Source organism: Croceitalea marina (genome assembly GCF_042684265.1).
GTDB classification, from domain to species: Bacteria; Bacteroidota; Bacteroidia; order Flavobacteriales; family Flavobacteriaceae; genus Croceitalea; species Croceitalea marina.
Genome location: NZ_JBHULB010000008.1, coordinates 114,798 through 134,859, shown reverse-complemented (window position 1 = coordinate 134,859; position 20,062 = coordinate 114,798). Strand labels below are relative to the sequence as shown.

Here is a 20,062-nt window from a genome sequence, read left to right as displayed (position 1 = left end):
GCCATATTTTTTCGATATAATTGAAAAAAATATGAGTTGATGAAACGATTGTCTATTTTGATAGTGCTCTTAAGCGTAATTAGTTCTTGTAAAGAAGAGAAAGAGGTAAAATTAAGCGAAGGGGAGTGGTGGGCTAATATGAAGGTCGCTGAAGATCAACAATTGCCTTTTAATTTCACTTTAACGGAGAATGCAGGTAGCTTTGCTATGGAGGTAAGAAATGCCGATGAAAGAGTACTTATAGATGAGTTTGAATTTTATAAGGATTCGATTAAAATTCAGATGCCAATTTTTGAAGGATATATTGCAGGGAAATTTTCTGATAATGAAATAAAAGGCAATTTTATTAAAGAGAGTTTAGATCGGGTCGTACCATTTTATGCAAAACTTGGGGACAGACCTCGTTTTAAAGTATCAGAAAAGCCTAAAGTAAATTTATCAGGAATATGGGAGGTTAACTTCGATTTTGATGGCGAGAGTCCTTACCCAGCAAAGGGAATTTTCGCCCAAGAAGATGATAAGGTAATAGGCACCTTTAGAACGAATACAGGTGATTACAGATACCTAGAAGGTGTTGTAGATGGAAATGAGTTAAAACTATCGACTTTTGATGGGGCTCATGTTTTTCTTTTTAATGCTACAGCAACAGATTCAACTTTAGGGGGCGTTTTTTACTCTGGCAATCATAGTATTGAAAACTTTAAAGCGAGGCGTAATGAAGCTTTTGAACTAGCTGATGCAAATACGTTAACTTATATAAAGGAAGGTTATGAAAAGCTAGATTTTACTTTTCCGGATGCGGATGGGAAGTTTACCAGTTTGGCAGATAAAGAGTTTGCCAATAAAGTGGTTTTAGTACAGATTATGGGTACATGGTGTCCGAATTGCTTAGATGAGACCAAGTTTTACGTTGATTATCTAAAAAACAACCCAAACCCTGATTTGAAAGTCATTGCTTTGGCTTTTGAATATGCAAAAACAGAAGAAAAAGCGTTTGAAGGCATAGACCGTTTAAAAAAACGGATTGGGGTTCCTTATCCAATATTGTTGGCCCAATTTGGTAGCTCCGATAAAGTGTTGGCCAATGAAAAATTACCTATGCTTAATCATGTATTGTCTTATCCTACCACCATTTACATAGATAAAAAAGGAAATATACACAAGATACATACAGGTTTCAACGGTCCTGCAACTTTAGAAAAACATGAAGAATTCAAAAAGGAATTCAACGAGACACTAACGGAATTGTTAAGTGAGTAATTTAGATAATCGTTGATTTTCCTAAACCAATATTTTCATCGTTGATGTTAAGATCATCATCATTATCTACGATATTGTCTGCAATAAAATCACCAACATGATTTGTTCCGAAGTTGCTTTTTTCATCTAAATCGGGAGTAACAATTCCTTTTTGTAATGCTTTGTCGACTGCTTCGCGAATAGCCATTGCTTCTTCAAAGAGTTGAAAATGTTCTAAAAGCATTGCAGCCGAAAGAATAGATGCAACAGGGTTGGCAATATCTTTTCCTTTTGCCTGCGGATAAGAACCATGAATTGGCTCGAAAAGGGCATTCTCATCTCCTATGGACGCCGATGCCAATAAACCTATAGACCCACCAATTACACTTGCCTCATCTGAAATAATATCACCAAATAAATTTTCGGTCAATACGACATCAAATTGATTCGGATTTAAAATAACCTGCATTGCTGCGTTATCTACAAAAAGAAAATCTAATTCTACTTCTGGATAGCTTTCACCAATTTTAGTAACCACCTTGCGCCAAAGCCGAGATGACTCCAATACATTAGCCTTATCGACAAGGGTAAGTTTATTTCGTCTATTCTTTGCCGCCTTAAAAGCTAAATGCGCAATTCTACTTATTTCTTTTTCAGAATATTCACATAAATCTGAAGCTATAGTACCTTCTTCATTCAACTTTTTTTCTCCAAAATATATTCCACCGGTTAATTCACGATAAATGGTGAAATCAGTACCAGAAATAATTTCTTCTTTTAAGGGAGATTTGCCTATTAAGGTCGGAAAAACCTTTACAGGTCTTACATTGGTGTAAAGTCCCAATTCTTTGCGCAATTTTAATAAGCCTTGTTCTGGACGAACTTTTGCCTTAGGGTCATTGTCATATTTTGGATCCCCAATAGAACCGAACAGTACAGCATCGGCATCTTTACATAGTTGTAAGGTTTTATCTGGTAAGGGATTGCCGGTTTTATCGATGGCAATTGCACCTACCGGGGCTTCTTTATACACAAAGGTATGGTTAAAGGTTTCTTCAACAGCCTGTAAACATTTCACAGCTTGGTTTAACACCTCTGGTCCAATACCATCTCCAGGTAATAAAGCTATATTTAGATTCATGTGATTTATTGGTTTTGCGCTTCAAACGCCTCAATAGTCTGTTTTTTACTTATCAAAAAGTCGATGTCATCATAGCCATTTATTAAGCACATCTTTTTATAGGAATCAATTTCAAAGGATTCTTTTAACTCAATTGCTTCTAAACTTAAAATTTGATTTTCCAAATCGACTATGACCTCGGTTTTTGGATTTTTCGTTAGATAATCTAAAAGCTCGGTCAACTTTTCTTTTGAAATTTGAATTGGCAGTAATCCATTATTTAAGGCATTACCTTTGAATATATCGGCAAAATAGCTAGAAACAATAACTTTAAAACCATAATCTTCTAAAGCCCATGCGGCATGTTCTCTACTAGAACCACAACCAAAATTTTCACCGGCTACAAGAATTCTTCCAACATAATTCCCATCATTTAGTATAAAGTCTTCCTTAATACTTCCATCTTTATTGAAACGCCAATCTCTAAAAAGATTTTGACCAAAACCAACTTTGCTCGTAGCTTTTAAAAAACGGGCAGGAATTATCTGATCGGTATCCACATTTTCTATAGGAAGTGGTATCGCGGTTGAAATTAATTTTTTAAACTTTTCCATTATACTGCTTCAAGTTCGGTTACATCCACAATTTTTCCTTCCACGGCAGTTAAGGCCGCCACCAATGGACTGGCCAATAGGGTTCGAGCTCCTTGACCTTGTCTTCCTTCGAAATTTCTGTTTGAAGTAGAAACACAATATTCTCCAGCAGGTATTTTATCATCGTTCATACCCAAACAGGCAGAACAGCCAGATTGCCTAATCTCAAAACCGGCAGTTTCAAATATATCTTGTAGACCTTCTTCTTTTATCTGTTTTGCCACCTGTTGCGAACCAGGCACTATAAGGGCGGTCACGTTGCCTGCTTTTTGTTTTCCTTTTATATGTGCGGCCGCTAATCTAAAGTCTTCGATCCTTGAGTTTGTACAACTTCCGATAAACACATAGTTTATAGGATGATTAATTAAAGATTGCCCCTTTTTTAAGCCCATATAAGTAAGTGCTTTTTCGAAAGAGGTGTCTTCAATTTCAGGAATATTCTCAGTTATTTTAATGCCCATACCAGGATTGGTACCATAAGTAATCATAGGTGCAATATCCGATGCATTAAAATGATATTCCGTATCAAAACTAGCATCTTTATCCGTTGGCAATGTCTTCCAATACGTAACTTTTTTAGCCCAATCGTCTCCTTTTGGTGCAAATTCTTTGCCTTTGACGTATTCAAAAGTGGTTTCATCCGGCGCTATCATGCCACCACGAGCACCCATTTCAATGCTCATATTACATACGGTCATGCGCCCTTCCATACTCATGTTTTCAAAGACGTCTCCTGCATATTCTACAAAATGACCGGTACCGGAATTCGTTCCGAGTTGGGCAATAATGTATAGGATGACATCTTTGGGCAATACGTTTTTATTAAGTTTTCCATTGACGGTAACGCGCATTTTCTTTGGCTTATTAAGCAAAAGGCACTGACTTGCAAAAACTTGTGCCACTTGACTTGTACCTATACCAAATGCAATTGTGCCAAATGCTCCATGTGTAGAGGTATGGCTGTCACCGCATACCATAGTCATACCTGGTTGTGTAATACCGAGCTCTGGCGCCATTACATGAACAATCCCTTGATATTTATGTCCTAATCCATATAGGGTAACACCATGATTTGTACAATTTTTGGTTAGCATCTCTACCTGTTTTCGCGATAAAGCATCCTTAATTGTTAGGTGTTGATTTAATGTGGGTACATTGTGGTCTGCGGTCGCGACTGTTTTATCAGGTCTTGCTAAGGTAATACCTCGTTGTTCCAGTTCCGCAAAAGCTTGCGGACTAGTAACCTCGTGAATCAAGTGTTTATCAATGTATAAAATTTGGGGTCCGTTTGGGACAGTTTCAACTACGTGAGCATCCCAAACCTTATCAAAAAGTGTTTTCTTCATTAAGCAAGACTTTCTAATTCTATATTGCTGGTTTCAATAATCTCATGAATGTCAGAATCTACTATTTCTTTTTTAACATCAGCAAATTTTAGAAAATTGTCATAGACTTCGTCTAACTGTAATTTTGTTAACTCGTAACCAACTTTTTTAGCTCTATAAGCCAGTGCGGCTCTGCCACTTCTCGCGGTCAAAACTATTGAAGATTCACTTACACCAACATCTTCAGGGTCGATAATTTCATAAGTAGCACGATTCTTTATCACACCGTCTTGGTGAATACCAGAACTGTGGGCAAATGCGTTTGTGCCGACGATAGCTTTGTTAGGTTGAACGGGCATTCCCATTTTTTGTGATACCATACCGCTAGTCTCAAAAAGGAGCCTAGTGTTTATGTTAGTATCTAAATTTAGGTCAGGGTGCTGCTTTAAAATCATTACAACTTCCTCTAAAGAGGTGTTTCCGGCTCGCTCTCCAATTCCATTAATTGTACATTCTATTTGTCTTGCCCCGTTTATGGCCCCGGCAATGGAATTGGCAGTTGCCAAACCTAAATCATTATGGCAGTGACAAGATAAAATGGCCTTGTCGATACCAGTGACATTTTCTTTTAGATACTTGATTTTCGCACCATATTCTTCTGGTAGACAATACCCCGTTGTATCGGGTATATTTAGTACGGTTGCCCCCGCCTTAATAACGGCTTCACAGACCCTTGCCAAATAATCATTGTCGGTCCTTCCAGCATCCTCAGCAAAAAACTCAACATCTTCAACAAATGATTTTGCGTATTTCACCGCTGCCACAGCTCTTCTGATAACCTCTTCTTGAGAAGTTTTAAATTTATATTTGATATGCGATTCTGAAGTACCTATACCGGTATGTATTCTAGGTCTTTTGGCATATCGAAGTGCTTCGGCGGCAACTTTAATATCTTTTTCTACCGCACGTGTAAGGCCGCAAACCGTTGCGCTTTTGATAATCTTGCTAATTTCGTTAACTGAGTTAAAATCACCAGGGCTTGAAATTGGAAAACCGGCTTCTAGGATATCAACACCTAACTCTTCTAGTCTTTCGGCTAGAACCAACTTTTGTTTGGTATCTAACTTACAGCCAGGAACCTGTTCACCATCCCTAAGGGTCGTATCAAAAATTTGTACCTTATCTTTACCCATCATTTTGCGTAGTTTTAACGAATCTATACGAAGATAAAATACAGTAGTTCATGAACTGAATAGACCTGTATTCCATTACAATGTTAAATAGTTTTTCGAATAGGTTAAAATACTGTAAAACAATTATTTAAACGTTTTATTTTACGATGACAAATACCCAAAAGGACACCTTATTTGTTCTGGTTAAATCACTTTCTAAATCTGAAAAGCGCCAGTTTAAGCTTTATGTTGGTCGTTTGGGGGTAAATACGGATGCTAAGTTTTTGGCCTTGTTCAATTTAATGGACAAAATGCGTGTCTACAGCGAATCTCAAATTCTGGAAAGTGGAATTGTAAAAAAAACGCAGCTCTCTAACCTAAAAGCCCATTTATACAAGCAAATTTTGGTGAGTTTACGACTGAATCCAGTAAATCAGAATATCAGGGTGCAAATACGGGAACAATTGGATTTTGCCACAATCTTATATCAAAAAGGACTTTATAAGCAAGCATTGAAGATTTTAGATAAGGCAAAACATATTGCGATTGACAATGAAGAAAAAAATGTTGCTTATGAAATCGTTGAGCTTGAAAAGATAATAGAAACTCAATATATCACTAGAAGTATACCTGATAGGGCAGACGAGTTAGCTTTGCAGGCAAAAGAACTTTCTGCTCATAATGTGATGACCAGTAAATTGTCTAATCTGTCTTTACAGTTATACGGCATGATGCTTAAAGTTGGTTATGTCAGAACCGATGAAGACCTACAGGAAGTAACGGATTACTTCGAATCACATTTGCCCGACTACTCCATAGAATCATTGGGTTTTCGTGAGAAGCTTTGGCTTTATAAGGCCCATTTATGGTATAGTTTTTTGACCCAAGACTTTTTATCATCATATAAATACGCCAGCAAATGGGTGGACTTGTTTTATGAGAATGAAGAAATGATTCATTTGAACCCTGTTTTCTTTTTAAAAGGAAACCATTATCTCTTAGAATCGTTGTTCTATGTAAAGTATCGTTCTCAATTTAAACAGACTTTGGACCGATTGGAAAAAATGACGCAGAATTCTGATTTTCCAAAGAATGATAATATTTCTTCATTGGCATTTTTATATATCAATTCAAATAAATTAAATCTTCATTTTTTAGAAGGCACCTTCGAAAAAGGCTTATATCTAGTAAATATCGTTGAGTATGGTATCAACAAGCACAAAGACCGAATAGACCAGCATCATATCATGCTTTTATATTACAAGATTGCATGTTTGTATTTTGGAAATGGTGATAATAAGAACTGTATTGTTTACCTAAAGAAAATTATCTCTAACAAAAACCTTAAGATGCGTGAAGATCTTATGTGTTTTGCACGTGTTTTGAGCTTAGTGGCCCATTATGAGGCGGGTATGGACTACCATTTGGAAGTTCAGCTAAAAAGCACGTACAAGTTTTTATTGAAGATGAACGATTTACAGGCGGTGCAAAAAGAAATGATAAAGTTCTTAAGAAGCTTAGGGGACATTTATCCGAATGAACTCCGCAATGAATTTTTAAAACTCCATAAAGAACTGAAAAAGTATGAGGACCATCCTTATGAGAAACGCGCATTTTTATATTTAGATATCATTTCTTGGTTAGAAAGTCATCTATATAATAAACCTGTCGGGCAAATAATTCGTGAAAAGGCCTTGACGATTACCCGATAGAGCAGCACTACTTCTTGTTTTTGTAGTGTTTACCTTGTTTTAGAACTTTGTTTTTATATCCTTTAAAATAAATTGGTACGGCTTCATTTTTCCCATTCTGCACTACAAAATGTAAATGTGGTTTTGTTGTGTATCCTGTATAACCAGATAAACCAATATACTGACCAGTTTTTACGTAATCCCCAGGCTTTACAAAAACACCTTGCGTTTGTAGGTGGTCATAGTGCCCTATGGTTCCATCTTCATGAAAAATCGCTATAGTATTAGCTTTGTATTTTAGTTCTTCACCGCCACGCTCGGTATACTTGTCTTGGGTTTTTATCACAATACCTGCCCTTGCCGCATGGACTGGAGTGCCTTCGGGCATTGTAAAATCTATTGCGTAAAAAGATGTTTTTTTATCATGAGATACGCGACCAAAATTCGCTTGCATAATTTCATAGGCTTTTCCTTTTTCAAAAGGTAGGGCGTACAAATGTTTCGTATCCTCAGTTAAATTTGCATCGCCCAAATTTCCTTTAAATTCAATAAATTGTGAATAATCAATAGCAGTAGTATCAATCACAAGGTTTAGAGGTACTGCAATGGTTTTAAACAGTGTATCTCGTTTACTGACTAGAGCAGCTTTGTTTACCCTTATTCTACCTTCCATTTCTAAATTTGGGGTAGTTTGAATTGTGATAGGAGCATAGTAGTTGTTTTCTAAATGAAAGAAAACAGAATCTGCGGTAATTTCATTAATGAATCGTATACCCTGATCTTTTCGTTGCCCTTTAACCGTTAACGAAATTAAAAGACAAAAAAGTGCGGTTTTTGTGAACTTGATGTTAAGCATTGAAATCTCTATTTAAAATCTTCTATTGAGAGATACCGGGAGTACCTAGATTCATTTGAGGAAGAAGTCCTTTTGAAAATTCTTCAAATTGATTGTTCTTAGCTAGTTCACGAACTTTTACAGGGTCAAAATTGCCATTAAAATATAGAAAAGATCCGGTCGCATTGTCGTTGTTATAGATTAAAATCTCTTTTACAACATCGCGTTTTTCGCGTATAGAAACCACATTACGCTTTAATTCATCATTTTTACGGAACACTTCTATGAATGAACTACTGGCAAAATTGTTCATTTGCGTATTTAAAAATCTGGTTTGAGATTCAGTTTTACTGGGAAACTGCATGTATCTTAAATCACGGGTATTCCCTACCAGCGATTTCATTTCAGGCGATATCTCGCTTACCAACGTAAACATAAACTGTGGTACGCGTATGGCCGTTACCTGATTATCATTTTTGTGGGCTTCGTAAAAACTGTCTATAGAATTATAACTTCCACATGAGTTTAATAAAATTAGTGGTAGTAATAAGATGAGCTTTTTCATGATATGTGTTTGCTTAAAAATAGGTAAAATTTAAAGACAGGCGTTCCAAATAGGGTCGTTTGGAGCGGGAGCCGTAAATTCTATTAATTGTTTTTTTATAGGATGCTCAAATGTTAGACTTCTAGAGTGTAAATGAATACTTCCGTCTTTATTACTGCGCGCAGCGCCATATTTTAAATCACCTTTAATAGTACTGCCAATTGCTGCCAGTTGGGCCCGAATTTGATGGTGCCTACCCGTCTTTAGATTAATCTCTAACAAAAAATAATTGTCCAGTTTCGTATGCAATTTGTACTCAAGTAGTGCTCTTTTACTACCCGAAACCTCTCTTTTATGAGCATAAGATTTATTCTGTTTAGAATTTCTAACTAGCCAATGAATTAACGTATCTTCTTTGTTATCAGGTACTTTATCAACCATCGCCCAATAGATTTTTTGTGTTTTTCCCTCTGAAAATAGTTTATTCAGCCTAGGCAAGACTTTTGAAGTTTTTGCGAATACTACGATACCTGAAGTTGGTCTGTCTAGACGATGCACAACACCTAAGTATACATTACCGGGCTTGTCATACTTAATTTTCAAGTATTTTTTTACTACTTCACTTAATGGGGTATCACCCGTTTTGTCCCCTTGTACAATATCGCCCGGTCTCTTATTGATAACAATAATATGGTTATCCTCAAAAAGTACTTGCAGGTTTTTTGCTGAGGACCTAATCTTTATTGCCATAAATCGCTGATTGCTTGCAAATTGTTTTACTGATAACCTTAGCTGCTATCTTACTACCTATCAAAGAAGGGTGGAAACCATCAGCACCATAGTATGAATAATCATTTGTTTTGTCGAAATGCATTTTCCAAATGGCACCGACAGGAGCTAAAAGAGCTTCATTGGATGTTGCCGCGTGTATATGATTTTTGATAACATCATCATAAGTGTAGTAGTATTGCTTTGAAGGCCATACCATGAAATAAACCATTTCGGCCCCATTATCTTGACAAAGTTTCTTGATTTTTGCACCATCTTCAAGTAACATTTTTTTTCCTTCGGCCTGCGAGGAAGGCCCCTGCTGAACTACTACGAAATCATAATTATTTTCAGCTATCAATTTTTGAATATCACCATCATTCAAATGATCAATTAAAGCATAATTTGGATAAGCAATCATGGTCATTTCTAGCCTTATATCTTGAAGAAGTGCTTCTTTTTTCACTAGCTCTGGTAAATTATTAGTATAAGTAAGGCTATTACCAATAAAAAGAACCTTTAAGTTTTGATAAGGATTGTCTACAAATAATGCTTTTGAAGCAATACTAAGTTGAAAATTGCTAATTAAGAGAAATAGTAAAAAGAATCTTCTTTTAAGCAGCATAAAGACTTAGATTAATACTGTTCTTCTTCGTTCGGAAAATCTTTGCTTTTTACGTCATCTACGTATTGTGAAATGGCGTTGCCCATTTCTTCGTAAAGGTTCATGTAGCGCCTTAAAAAACGCGGATTAAATTCATGGGTCATTCCCAAAACATCATGCACAACCAAAACCTGACCGTCTACGCCATTTCCTGCACCTATACCTATGACAGGAATAGAAACACTTTCTGCAACTTCTTTAGCTAACTTTGCGGGTATTTTTTCTAATACAATACCAAAGCAACCTAGTTTTTCTAAAAGCTTTGCGTCAGCTTTTAATTTTTTTGCTTCTGCATCTTCTTTTGCGCGAACGGTGTATGTTCCAAACTTATATATTGATTGGGGGGTTAAACCTAAATGTCCCATAACAGGAATTCCAGCTCCTATGATTCGTTTAACAGAGTCTTTTATTTCTTCGCCACCCTCAACTTTTACGGCGTGCCCGCCACTTTCTTTCATGATGCGTATTGCAGAACGCAGAGCCTCTTTAGAGTCACTTTGGTAGCTTCCAAATGGAATGTCAACAACAATCAAGGCTCTATTTGCGGCCCGCACAACAGAACTGGCATGATAAATCATTTGGTCTAATGTTATGGGTAGGGTAGTCTCATGACCTGCCATAACGTTACTAGCAGAATCGCCAACTAGAATAACATCGACATTGGCCGAATCAACAATTTTGGCCATAGAATAATCATAAGCTGTAAGCATAGAGATTTTCTCTCCGTTTTGTTTCATTTCAACCAGTGATTTAACGGTTACTCTCTTATACTCTTTCTTGGCTACTGACATTTCATACTAATTTGAAGGCTAAATGTAAGCAGTTTTTGTCATTCCTGCGAAAGCAAGAATCTATTTCTTACCTTGTAGCTTGCATACAACATAAAATCAGAAATAGCATCAAATGAAACTTACAGGCCTTTTTAGTTTACTTTTTTTAGTGTGTACCTTTTGTAATGCGCAGCGTTCAGAGACCGAAGCCGTTAAACAAGTAGTTGAAAGATTTTTCGAGGGCTTTCATAAGCAAGATTCGGTTATAATGAAAAGTGTTTTAGCAAATGAAGTTGTTTTACAAACTACGGGACGCAATAAAGAAGGAAAAACACTATTTCGGAATGAAAAAATCAGTAAGCTCATTAGCTCAATAACCAGCATACCCGATAGTGTAGCCTTTGAGGAAAAATTAACTTCTTGGTCCATACAAGTGGATCGAACTATGGCCAATGCTTGGGTGGGTTATGAATTTTGGTTGAATGGCAACTTTAGCCATTGCGGCATTAACTCTTTTCAAATGGTGAATTTTGATGGTGATTGGAAAATTATTTACTTAATCGACACTCGGGGCAGGGCAGGGTGTATAGAAGATAAAGGCTAAGGGTGTTTGTTGAGCCGTTGCCACAATTTAGCATTAGGTTTTAAATATTTAGGCTTGGCCATTTCTTTTTTCCATTTTCTAGAAATAAAATCGCTAGCCTGTATTCTAGAATCTACTTTTTTAAAGACAGGGTTTGTTTTCCAAATAGATTGGGCCGACCAATTTGCATTGATATAGCCAAATGCCTTTATCACATCCGAGTTGTGATATAAGGTTTCTAAAAAAGGCACAAACCATTTTGTCCAAGCAGTTTCAGCTATTTTAGGATTGGTAAGACGCGTATCAAAATATAAATTACCTTCTTCAAAGACAGGCGCAGCTTCTGCAATGAATACTGGTTTTTTATGTTTTCGAGCGAAGGTTAACATTTCCTCATCTGGATTTCCAAAATAGGAATAACCACACCAATCTACAAGGTCATCTCCAGGATACCATTTTTCCAAAATACCTTGATTTGAACCTGAGCCTTTAGACTGCCAGACAAGGGCTACGTTGGTAACATTCATTTCATTAAAAATGGTGTAAATTCTTTTCCAGGCTTTTAAATAATGTCGTTTGTTATAATGATTCCATTCCCAACCATCGAATTCATAACCAATTCTTAAAAAAACTGGGCGTTTACCCAAACTTTTAATCCACATTCCTAATTCTTTAATATAGCTATCTCGTTTGCCATTTGCTACTTCTTTTTCATCGTTTACTAACGATAAACCGATAGAGACTAAACTGTTTTTAAAATCAGAATCCTCTAAGATACATTGAGCACAATTATCCCCAGCTCCCCAATTGAAAATAGTTTCAATACCCTCATTACGTGTATTTGTATAAAGGGTAAAGCCCGTTGGAACATCAAAATTATCGCAATACCCATTGGTGTAATTATCCAAGCCGCCAATTGCACCCATATCCTGACCAATAAAAAAGAGGTACTTGCCTTCGGTCGGTTCAAATTTTGAGGTTTTTCTCTCTAAATTACTATCACTAGGTTGCGCATAAATTAATTGCGGCAAAGCACTTAACCAAATAGTTATGATTAATTTCAAAAACTTCATGGGTTTCTATATTCCGTATAATTTTTTGGCACTTTTAATCTGCTCTTCCTCAGTAGTCTCTGGATATAAAATATATTTAGGAGCAATAATTTTTTTAGCCTGTAGAACTTTGATTTTTGTAATTGTTGCAAAAGGAAATTTACCCTTGGCCATCTTGGCCAATACCTTTTCCATTTCCAAAAATTCTAGATGTGTTTTGTCAATGATTTCTGCTTCCCCCTTAATTTGAAACCCTTTTTGTAATAGAATATCAATAAAGCTAATACATACATTTGCGTTTTGCTTAATATTTTTTACAGTTTGTGGCGAAGCAATATTGGCCACAATAATTTTATCCTTACCATAATGGTTAAATATTTCTTTTGGAGAAACGTTAGGGATGTTATCTTTTGATACGGTTGCGAGCCAACAGAGAACGCTTTTGTCTATAGCCGCTTTTATTTCTTTGGTCAGATTCATCTAACAATCACTTAAAAATACACCAACCGCTAAGCCACCCTCAGAAGTCTCTTTGTATTTACTGTTCATATCTTTTGCTGTTTCCCACATGGTATTTACGACCTTGTCCAATGGTACTTTTGCCGATGCCGGGTCCGTGTCCATTGCAAGTTCTGCCGCATTGATGGCTTTAATGGCCCCCATGGAATTACGTTCTATGCAAGGCACTTGAACCAAACCTCCAATAGGATCGCAAGTAAGCCCTAAGTGATGTTCCATGGCAATTTCAGCAGCACACAAAACTTGTTCCGGGGTACCGCCCATCAATTCAGTTAAAGCTCCTGCCGCCATAGCTGAAGAAACCCCTATTTCAGCTTGGCATCCACCCATAGCTGCGGATATTGTGGCACCTTTTTTAAAGATGCTGCCTATTTCACCTGCTACCAATAAAAATCGCTTGATATCATCAAAGTCACCATCATGGTTTTCTATGACCAAATAGTACATCAATACAGCGGGTATAACCCCCGCACTGCCATTTGTAGGCGCAGTGACCACGCGTCCTAAAGCGGCATTTACTTCGTTTACGGCCAAAGCAAAACAACTGACCCATTTTAAAATCTGTCTGAATTTCACTTCGGTTTCCCGAATGGTTTTTAACCAATCTAAAGGAGTAGAATAGGGGAGTTCCCCTTTGAGTTTTTGGTGAATGTCAAATGCCCGCCTGCGAACATTTAATCCTCCAGGCAAAACACCTTCAGTATGGCAGCCTGTGTACATGCACTCTAACATGGTAGTCCAAACATGTTTGATACCCCTATCAATTTCAGCATCGCTTTGTAGTGAGCGTTCATTCTCTAAAACTATAGCTGAAATCGGTTTGTTTTCTTGTGTGCAAAAAGCCAGAAGTTCTGCGCCTGTTTTAATAGGAAAGGGAAAACTTTTGAAAACGGCTTTATTCTCTTTAGAGTTTGTGCGCTCTTCCTTAACCACAAAGCCTCCGCCAATAGAATAATAGGTTTCAGAACTTGTCTCACCATCTTTTAAATAAGCTTTAAACTCCAGACCATTTGCATGAAAAGGCAAAAACGTTCGTCTAAAAATGATATCCGTATCAAAATCAAACGCTAGCTCAAGTTCCCCTCCAAACAGTATCTTTTTATGTTGCTTTACAACTGTTATAAGTTCTGGAATTTGTTTTGTAGGTATTGTAACAGGGTCCTTTCCTAGTAAACCAAGAACTATAGCAGTATCGGTAGCATGACCTTTACCGGTCAATGATAATGAGCCGTATAGAATTACTTCTATTTTTTGAACATTTCTAAAAGTATTTGCTTCTTGTAGTTCGGCAATCCATCTTTCAGCAGCTCTCCATGGTCCAAGCGTATGCGAACTTGACGGACCTACGCCAATTTTGAGCATGTCAAAAACACTGATACATTCCATTGGTTGGGTTTGTTTTACCAAATATAGGTTGCAAAAACAGAAGTACCATCAACTTTTTTCATACAGTTTCTGACAGCTTGTCATATTTATTGTCATGGCATAATCATTGACATTTGTAGGGGGAGTGTAAAAAGTAAATATAAAAGCATAACTATATAAACATGAGTAAAATAATCGGAATAGACTTAGGGACAACCAACTCTTGTGTTTCCGTAATGGAAGGTAACGAGCCCGTTGTAATCCCAAACGCAGAAGGTAAAAGAACAACACCATCTGTTATTGCATTTGTGGAAGGTGGAGAAATTAAAGTAGGGGACCCTGCAAAACGTCAGGCGGTTACCAATCCACATAAAACCATTTATTCTATCAAAAGATTTATGGGGAACAAATTCTCTGAGTCTTCTAAAGAAGCTAAAAGAGTACCTTATAAAGTGGTTAAAGGAGACAATGATACACCACGTGTAGATATCGATGGTCGTATGTACTCTCCGCAAGAATTATCTGCCATGATTCTTCAAAAAATGAAGAAAACAGCAGAAGATTACTTAGGGCAAGATGTTACAAGAGCTGTAATAACAGTTCCAGCTTATTTTAACGATTCGCAAAGACAAGCGACTAAAGAAGCTGGTGAGATAGCAGGTCTAACAGTTGAACGTATTATAAATGAACCAACTGCTGCATCATTAGCGTACGGTTTAGATAAAAAAGATACGGATCAAAAAATTGTAGTATTCGATTTTGGTGGTGGTACACATGACGTGTCTATCTTAGAATTAGGCGATGGTGTTTTTGAGGTATTATCTACAGATGGTGATACGCATTTAGGTGGAGATGATGTTGATCAAAAAATTATTGATTGGTTGGCTGAAGAGTTTAAGAAAGATGAGTCCATGGATTTGCGTGAAGATGCTATGGCATTGCAAAGACTGCGTGAAGCTGCCGAAAAAGCAAAAATCGAATTATCTTCTTCTGCGCAGACCGAGATTAACTTGCCATACGTTACGGCAACAGCATCTGGGCCAAAGCACTTAGTGCGCACTTTGACGAAAGCCAAGTTTGAGCAACTAATCGCTGATTTGGTAAAACGCACTATTGAGCCATGCCAGACTGCTTTAAAATCTGCAGGACTTTCAAAAAGTGATATTGATGAAATTATCTTGGTAGGAGGTTCGACTAGAATACCTGCGGTACAGGAAGCTGTTGAAAAATTCTTTGGAAAGAAACCTTCTAAAGGCGTTAACCCAGATGAGGTAGTGGCCGTAGGTGCTGCAATTCAAGGTGGGGTTTTAACAGGAGATGTAAAAGATGTATTGTTATTGGATGTTACGCCACTTTCACTTGGTATTGAAACTATGGGTGGTGTTGCGACAAAATTGATTGAAGCAAATACAACAATCCCAACAAAGAAGTCTCAAGTTTTCTCTACGGCGGCAGATAATCAACCTTCGGTTGAAATTCACGTACTGCAAGGAGAGCGACCAATGGCAGCGGACAATAAAACTATTGGTAGATTCCATTTAGACGGTATTCCGCCAGCGCAACGCGGTGTGCCACAAATTGAGGTGACCTTTGATATTGATGCGAACGGAATTATTAAAGTTTCTGCAACGGACAAAGCGACTAATAAATCTCAAGATATTCGTATTGAAGCGTCTTCTGGACTTACCGATGAGGAAATCCAAAAAATGAAGGCTGAAGCCGAAGCAAATGCAGAGGCCGATAAGGCAGCAAAAGAAACTGCAGATAAATTGAATGAGGCCGATGGAATGATTTTTCAAACAGAAAAGCAATTGACCGAGTTTGGTGATAAACTATCTGACGATAAGAAAAAGCCAATCGAAGAAGCTTTGGAAGAGTTGAAAAAAGCTTACGAAAGTAAAGATTTGGCTGTAATTACGCCTGCCTTGGACAAAATTAACGAGGCATGGAAAGTAGCTTCAGAAGAAATGTACAAAGCACAAGCTGATGCTGCGCAAGCAGGTGGTGACCCAACTGCAAATGCAGGTGATGCCACTGGAGGCGATGCAGCAGAAGGTGATAATGTGGAAGACGTAGACTTCGAAGAGGTCAAGTAAGCAGCGAACAATTTTTGTAAAACAAAATTTGTGAGTCGCTTATGCTGAGCGTACCCTAAGCATGTAGAATAAGATTACAATAATTTAACCCCGATGTGTAAACATCGGGGTTTTTGTTTTATTTTCAGATGAAATTACCATCTAATGAAATCGAATAGCAAACGAGAATTATTTCAGAGTCTAGGTACGGCCACCGCTTTAATAATAAGTGTACTGGCCTTAGTAGTATCCATATATGAAGCAAACTTGCTAAAAGCACAACAAAAGGCCACAGTGTGGCCATACTTTTCAATAAGCCAAGGTTATAATTCAGAAGGTTTTAGTATTTATGGGCTTAATAATGGAACAGGTCCGGCTTTGATAAATTCTGTTGAAGTGTCCTTTAATGGTCAATCGGTGACTAACTATTTAGATCTTTTAAATAAAGTATCACCGGAAACCACTATTGGATATAACCAAATAAAACAAGGCGTATTAAATAATACAGTATTAAAAGCAGGAGAAGAGAGACTGCTGTTTTTTATAGCGTGGAGCGATGAAACACGAAAAATAGTAGAGAAGATGAATGAAGAAGAAGTTTCAATTATAGTTCAGTATTGTTCTGTTTTAGATGAATGTTGGATTTTTAACTATCCATCTGGTAAAAGAGTTAAAGAAAATTTTAAGGCTACGACGGAGTTTGAGAATTAAGAACCGCAAATAATATGTTTAAAAAAACCCGTAAGTAATTACGGGTTTTTGATTTTGATATCTCTGCTAAGATGCCTCGAGCATTCTAAGCTTTTCTAAAGCAGCAGATTTTGAGTTCACATTGAGTTTGAGATAAATGTTTTGAATATGAAAATTAACGGTACTTGGCGTAACGTATAATTTATCGGCGATACTCTTGTAAGTAGCGCCTTGCCCTAAGTATTCAACAATCTGATTTTCTCTTTTAGATAGCGACTCATATTTCTTTTTCTGAAACATTTCTACTACGGTACGGGCAACATCATGGCTTAAGGCAGCACCGTTGTCTTTAACAGAGTTAAGTGCTTCGAGCAATCTGTCGTTGGTGACAGGTTTTGTAAGATACCCATTTGCACCAGCTTTAAAGGCCTTTTTCACGATATCAAAATCATTTTTTACACTCAATAGAATTATCTTGATCGCTTGGTCTTTCTTTCTGAAATATTGAATTCCTTCAATTCCAGAAATACCAAATAACGATACTTCTGAAAGAACGATATCAGGTCGGTATTTTCGATAATTCTGTAATGCGTCATGCACAGATTTAAATGCGCCTACGAGCTTATAATCGTAAAAGGTTTCAAAATACTGCTCATACTTTGGGTGTGAGCTTTGATCACCGTCGATAACGATGACACGTAATGCTTCTGTTTTCATATGAAATAAGATTTGGGGTTGTACTCATTGTTCGTGTTTAAAAAATTTGAAATACCGATAACCTGCCCATGTATTAGATAGGTCTTATCGAATATGTTGTTCGCATGGATAAGATCAAGGTATTTGACCTTGAATTATAGGTGGCAAACAAATTATCTTTGAATTATTACAGGAGCATTAATAAAACATAATAGCGAAATAAAGCGACTATAGTTTTAAAATGACCAAAAAGCAGAAATAGCGTTAGAGCTATACCTTTATAAGAATAATCAAAGGATCCTTCTCTCTGTGAATTTGAAAAATTGAAATAGTAAGATTTTTGAAGAGGTAGTAGTAAGACTTCATATTGTAGGTTTTACGGGGTTTAAAAGTATTTGGGTAACTTTTACATTGACAATATAGAAATTTTTTCTGATACGCAAAAAATATTGTAGGATTTTTCTTTCAAAATAATGTTTATGGACTACTCTGAAATAGAAAAAAGGGTTGATTACCAGTCAACCCTTTTTACAAAAGCATCTGCCACTATCTTACAATTAATGGCTAAAAATCAACCCCGATTAGTAAGCTCTTGTTAATTATTCTTCAAAAGTAATATCTGCAGTTGCAGTATTCAGCGGATTATATACTTCCATAATCCATTTATCTTCTTGGTAAGTTCCGGCAAGGTCATTACCATAAGCATCAGCTGCTTCACTTTTAGATTTGAATCCTGCCAAATACACATAATGCAACCCGTTTTCTTTATTATAGAATTTTTTGGCGTTCAATCCCTTTTTCTTCAAGTTGTTCATGAAGGCGTTTAAGTATTTCTCATTCTTAAACACATTGGCAATCATATAGTAACCAGATTCAACTCCAACGACATTTGAACCATCTTGAGATTTTATAGGTGTTTTTTCAAACAGGTCCGTTCTATAATTTGCCCTGTAGTTTTTCTTAGTTTCGTTGGTGTTTTCGGCTAAACGTGAATTAGCGTACTTGGTTTGTTTTTTAGGCTTTGGTTCTTGGTGATCTTGTTGGATTTCGTGTCTAATTAGTCTCACCATGGTTTCAAAGCGCTTTTCAAACATTTCATCTCGTGCCTTTTCGATAGAGTCTTGTCTTAAGATCAGTTCATCAAGAATTAGTCTATTTTCATAAGCCACGGAGTTTTCATCTACCAAGGCAGGAGCACCTTTAGTTAATTCTTTTTTAAGGTTTAAAATCTGTTCTTCATAATTTTTCACTACTTCGTCTATTCTGGCATCTTCTGATTTATTTTCTGCAATATTTACATCAATCCCGACTCCACGTAAATCATCATCAAAAGAGTAGGCTAATGAAAGCTCATGGTTCCAACCCAGATTATCGCCAACTTCGGTAAGGTTCTTTTCCATAAGATAACCAAGTGATAATTTCTTGTTTAAGTTTACTCCAATACCGGAAGAAAAACCATAAGAATCGTCATAGGTTGTTTGAAACCAGCCAAAAGAGGGAAGGTCTAAAAGCACTGCCCCAGTGTATGACAGTTCTCCGTTAGCATTAGCACCTACCTGTACCATTGGCATTAATCTACCGTTAGCCAATAAACCCGTAGCTCTTTTGAAGGTATGGCTGTATTGAAAGGTACCCGTAATACTTTCTAAACCCATATTGGTTTCTAGTTCATTTGCTGTTTGGTTGTATACCACTAAGTCTCTAAAGTAAAGTCCAAAATCAAACTTGTTCAATGATAAATTAATACCCGGTTCAACCGTTACCTTATTTTCTTTTCGAGCATCTTGAATCAAAGGGTCATTCTCATCTGCTACCACTCTGTTTTTTGCCAGTCCTTGACTTAGGTAATTTACGTTTGTTCCAAAGGCCAATGCACTTTTTTCTCCTAATTGTACTGCTGTTGCATAATTGGCATTAAAACCGAATTCTTCTATGATACCAGACCATCTTCCGTAGACCCCTAAGCCCAGTGCCGTATTCTTATCTAGCTTATTACTAAAGCCTAAGTAATAATTCTGGTTATTGTTTTCGTAAGCTGCGTATTGATTACGTAACAATACATTTAAATATGATTTGTTTTCACGCACTAATGAGAATGTAGGATTTATTAAGAACCTATTAAAGAATAATTGATTATGAAATGGGCTTTCTACATTGTATTGATTAGAGCTTTCCGTTTCTTGCGCCAACATGTTTTCTGAAGCTAGTAGAGCAATCAAAAGCAGTAGGCTAATTTTTGAATATTGTTTTAAAGAGTTCATCTTTTCGGGGTTTAAAGTGAAACTGGTAATTTCTATTGGA

The 20,062-nt window shown here is 36.8% G+C and carries 19 protein-coding genes; 5 read left to right on the top strand and 14 right to left on the bottom strand.

Translation table 11 applies throughout. The features are described from left to right. Positions 1-39 precede the first annotated feature (39 nt). Positions 40-1,260 carry a peroxiredoxin family protein gene (locus ACFSQJ_RS07590; protein WP_377766347.1) on the top strand — a complete coding sequence of 407 codons (1,221 nt, stop codon included), beginning with the start codon at positions 40-42 and terminating at the stop codon, positions 1,258-1,260. Position 1,261: 1 nt separating this feature from the next. On the opposite strand, the gene leuB is transcribed toward ACFSQJ_RS07590, so the two are convergent. From leuB to ACFSQJ_RS07570, 4 genes are read right to left on the bottom strand one after another with little or no spacing between them, the layout of a single operon-like run. Beyond that, positions 1,262-2,380, bottom strand: coding sequence for a 3-isopropylmalate dehydrogenase (gene leuB, locus ACFSQJ_RS07585; RefSeq protein WP_377766346.1), 1,119 nt, complete (start codon positions 2,378-2,380; stop codon positions 1,262-1,264). Positions 2,381-2,385: 5 nt separating this feature from the next. Further along, positions 2,386-2,973, bottom strand: coding sequence for a 3-isopropylmalate dehydratase small subunit (leuD, locus tag ACFSQJ_RS07580; RefSeq protein WP_377766345.1), 588 nt, complete (start codon positions 2,971-2,973; stop codon positions 2,386-2,388). Then, on the bottom strand, positions 2,973-4,358 hold the full coding sequence (leuC, locus tag ACFSQJ_RS07575) for a 3-isopropylmalate dehydratase large subunit (RefSeq protein ID WP_377766344.1): 1,386 nt from the start codon (positions 4,356-4,358) through the stop codon (positions 2,973-2,975). The genes leuD and leuC overlap by 1 nt, the downstream gene beginning before the upstream one ends. Beyond that, entirely contained in the window at positions 4,358-5,530 is a 1,173-nt protein-coding gene (locus tag ACFSQJ_RS07570; protein ID WP_377766613.1) for a 2-isopropylmalate synthase, read from the bottom strand. The genes leuC and ACFSQJ_RS07570 overlap by 1 nt, the downstream gene beginning before the upstream one ends. A 146-nt stretch (positions 5,531-5,676) precedes the next feature. Between ACFSQJ_RS07570 and ACFSQJ_RS07565 the strand changes: the two genes are divergently transcribed. Next, entirely contained in the window at positions 5,677-7,221 is a 1,545-nt protein-coding gene (locus ACFSQJ_RS07565) for a hypothetical protein (protein ID WP_377766343.1), read from the top strand. 7 nt (positions 7,222-7,228) lie between these two features. On the opposite strand, the gene ACFSQJ_RS07560 is transcribed toward ACFSQJ_RS07565, so the two are convergent. Genes ACFSQJ_RS07560 through panB form a run of 5 tightly spaced genes read right to left on the bottom strand, consistent with a single transcriptional unit; the run spans position 7,229 to position 10,802 of the window. After that, on the bottom strand, positions 7,229-8,056 hold the full coding sequence (locus ACFSQJ_RS07560) for a M23 family metallopeptidase (protein WP_377766342.1): 828 nt from the start codon (positions 8,054-8,056) through the stop codon (positions 7,229-7,231). 22 nt (positions 8,057-8,078) lie between these two features. Next, on the bottom strand, positions 8,079-8,600 hold the full coding sequence (locus ACFSQJ_RS07555; protein ID WP_377766341.1) for a DUF4252 domain-containing protein: 522 nt from the start codon (positions 8,598-8,600) through the stop codon (positions 8,079-8,081). 30 nt (positions 8,601-8,630) lie between these two features. Further along, positions 8,631-9,329 (bottom strand): RluA family pseudouridine synthase, encoded by a 699-nt coding sequence (locus ACFSQJ_RS07550; RefSeq protein WP_377766340.1) that lies wholly within the window; start codon positions 9,327-9,329, stop codon positions 8,631-8,633. Continuing rightward, positions 9,313-9,972, bottom strand: coding sequence for an SGNH/GDSL hydrolase family protein (locus tag ACFSQJ_RS07545; RefSeq protein WP_377766339.1), 660 nt, complete (start codon positions 9,970-9,972; stop codon positions 9,313-9,315). The genes ACFSQJ_RS07550 and ACFSQJ_RS07545 overlap by 17 nt, the downstream gene beginning before the upstream one ends. Positions 9,973-9,983: 11 nt before the next feature. Further along, entirely contained in the window at positions 9,984-10,802 is an 819-nt protein-coding gene (gene panB, locus ACFSQJ_RS07540; RefSeq protein WP_377766338.1) for a 3-methyl-2-oxobutanoate hydroxymethyltransferase, read from the bottom strand. Positions 10,803-10,914: 112 nt separating this feature from the next. On the opposite strand from panB, the gene ACFSQJ_RS07535 reads away from it, so the two are divergent. Next, on the top strand, positions 10,915-11,385 hold the full coding sequence (locus tag ACFSQJ_RS07535) for a nuclear transport factor 2 family protein (protein ID WP_377766337.1): 471 nt from the start codon (positions 10,915-10,917) through the stop codon (positions 11,383-11,385). Here ACFSQJ_RS07535 and ACFSQJ_RS07530 read toward each other — a convergent pair. From ACFSQJ_RS07530 to ACFSQJ_RS07520, 3 genes are read right to left on the bottom strand one after another with little or no spacing between them, the layout of a single operon-like run. Next, positions 11,382-12,437: a 1,4-beta-xylanase gene (locus ACFSQJ_RS07530; RefSeq protein ID WP_377766336.1), complete on the bottom strand. Its 1,056-nt coding sequence runs from the start codon at positions 12,435-12,437 to the stop codon at positions 11,382-11,384. The genes ACFSQJ_RS07535 and ACFSQJ_RS07530 overlap by 4 nt on opposite strands. 6 nt (positions 12,438-12,443) lie before the next feature. Then, positions 12,444-12,896, bottom strand: coding sequence for a pyridoxamine 5'-phosphate oxidase family protein (locus tag ACFSQJ_RS07525; protein WP_377766335.1), 453 nt, complete (start codon positions 12,894-12,896; stop codon positions 12,444-12,446). Beyond that, positions 12,897-14,321 (bottom strand): L-serine ammonia-lyase, encoded by a 1,425-nt coding sequence (locus ACFSQJ_RS07520; RefSeq protein WP_377766334.1) that lies wholly within the window; start codon positions 14,319-14,321, stop codon positions 12,897-12,899. A 161-nt stretch (positions 14,322-14,482) separates the two neighbouring features. On the opposite strand from ACFSQJ_RS07520, the gene dnaK reads away from it, so the two are divergent. Both dnaK and ACFSQJ_RS07510 read left to right on the top strand, forming a co-directional pair. Further along, the gene (dnaK, locus tag ACFSQJ_RS07515) at positions 14,483-16,396 is read left to right on the top strand and encodes a molecular chaperone DnaK (RefSeq protein ID WP_377766333.1); all 1,914 of its coding nucleotides are present in this window, start codon (positions 14,483-14,485) and stop codon (positions 16,394-16,396) included. 144 nt (positions 16,397-16,540) lie between these two features. Next, positions 16,541-17,086 carry a hypothetical protein gene (locus ACFSQJ_RS07510; protein WP_377766332.1) on the top strand — a complete coding sequence of 182 codons (546 nt, stop codon included), beginning with the start codon at positions 16,541-16,543 and terminating at the stop codon, positions 17,084-17,086. 66 nt (positions 17,087-17,152) lie between these two features. Here ACFSQJ_RS07510 and ACFSQJ_RS07505 read toward each other — a convergent pair whose 3' ends face one another. Both ACFSQJ_RS07505 and ACFSQJ_RS07500 read right to left on the bottom strand, forming a co-directional pair. Next, entirely contained in the window at positions 17,153-17,782 is a 630-nt protein-coding gene (locus ACFSQJ_RS07505; protein ID WP_377766331.1) for a response regulator transcription factor, read from the bottom strand. 578 nt (positions 17,783-18,360) lie between these two features. Continuing rightward, positions 18,361-20,022, bottom strand: coding sequence for a PorP/SprF family type IX secretion system membrane protein (locus tag ACFSQJ_RS07500; protein WP_377766330.1), 1,662 nt, complete (start codon positions 20,020-20,022; stop codon positions 18,361-18,363). Between the last annotated feature and the right edge of the window lie 40 nt (positions 20,023-20,062).

Bases quoted from the DNA above. Each gene is read 5' to 3' on its own strand.
- panB (WP_377766338.1), bottom strand. From the start codon at position 10,802: ATGTCAGTAGCCAAGAAAGAGTATAAGAGAGTAACCGTTAAATCACTG.
- ACFSQJ_RS07505 (WP_377766331.1), bottom strand. From the start codon at position 17,782: ATGAAAACAGAAGCATTACGTGTCATCGTTATCGACGGTGATCAAAGC.
- ACFSQJ_RS07525 (WP_377766335.1), bottom strand. From the start codon at position 12,896: ATGAATCTGACCAAAGAAATAAAAGCGGCTATAGACAAAAGCGTTCTC.
- leuB (WP_377766346.1), bottom strand. From the start codon at position 2,380: ATGAATCTAAATATAGCTTTATTACCTGGAGATGGTATTGGACCAGAG.
- ACFSQJ_RS07555 (WP_377766341.1), bottom strand. From the start codon at position 8,600: ATGAAAAAGCTCATCTTATTACTACCACTAATTTTATTAAACTCATGT.
- ACFSQJ_RS07590 (WP_377766347.1), top strand. From the start codon at position 40: ATGAAACGATTGTCTATTTTGATAGTGCTCTTAAGCGTAATTAGTTCT.
- ACFSQJ_RS07510 (WP_377766332.1), top strand. From the start codon at position 16,541: ATGAAATCGAATAGCAAACGAGAATTATTTCAGAGTCTAGGTACGGCC.
- ACFSQJ_RS07570 (WP_377766613.1), bottom strand. From the start codon at position 5,530: ATGGGTAAAGATAAGGTACAAATTTTTGATACGACCCTTAGGGATGGT.
- ACFSQJ_RS07545 (WP_377766339.1), bottom strand. From the start codon at position 9,972: ATGCTGCTTAAAAGAAGATTCTTTTTACTATTTCTCTTAATTAGCAAT.
- ACFSQJ_RS07560 (WP_377766342.1), bottom strand. From the start codon at position 8,056: ATGCTTAACATCAAGTTCACAAAAACCGCACTTTTTTGTCTTTTAATT.
- leuD (WP_377766345.1), bottom strand. From the start codon at position 2,973: ATGGAAAAGTTTAAAAAATTAATTTCAACCGCGATACCACTTCCTATA.
- ACFSQJ_RS07535 (WP_377766337.1), top strand. From the start codon at position 10,915: ATGAAACTTACAGGCCTTTTTAGTTTACTTTTTTTAGTGTGTACCTTT.
- ACFSQJ_RS07565 (WP_377766343.1), top strand. From the start codon at position 5,677: ATGACAAATACCCAAAAGGACACCTTATTTGTTCTGGTTAAATCACTT.
- leuC (WP_377766344.1), bottom strand. From the start codon at position 4,358: ATGAAGAAAACACTTTTTGATAAGGTTTGGGATGCTCACGTAGTTGAA.
- ACFSQJ_RS07500 (WP_377766330.1), bottom strand. From the start codon at position 20,022: ATGAACTCTTTAAAACAATATTCAAAAATTAGCCTACTGCTTTTGATT.
- ACFSQJ_RS07530 (WP_377766336.1), bottom strand. From the start codon at position 12,437: ATGAAGTTTTTGAAATTAATCATAACTATTTGGTTAAGTGCTTTGCCG.
- ACFSQJ_RS07550 (WP_377766340.1), bottom strand. From the start codon at position 9,329: ATGGCAATAAAGATTAGGTCCTCAGCAAAAAACCTGCAAGTACTTTTT.
- ACFSQJ_RS07520 (WP_377766334.1), bottom strand. From the start codon at position 14,321: ATGGAATGTATCAGTGTTTTTGACATGCTCAAAATTGGCGTAGGTCCG.
- dnaK (WP_377766333.1), top strand. From the start codon at position 14,483: ATGAGTAAAATAATCGGAATAGACTTAGGGACAACCAACTCTTGTGTT.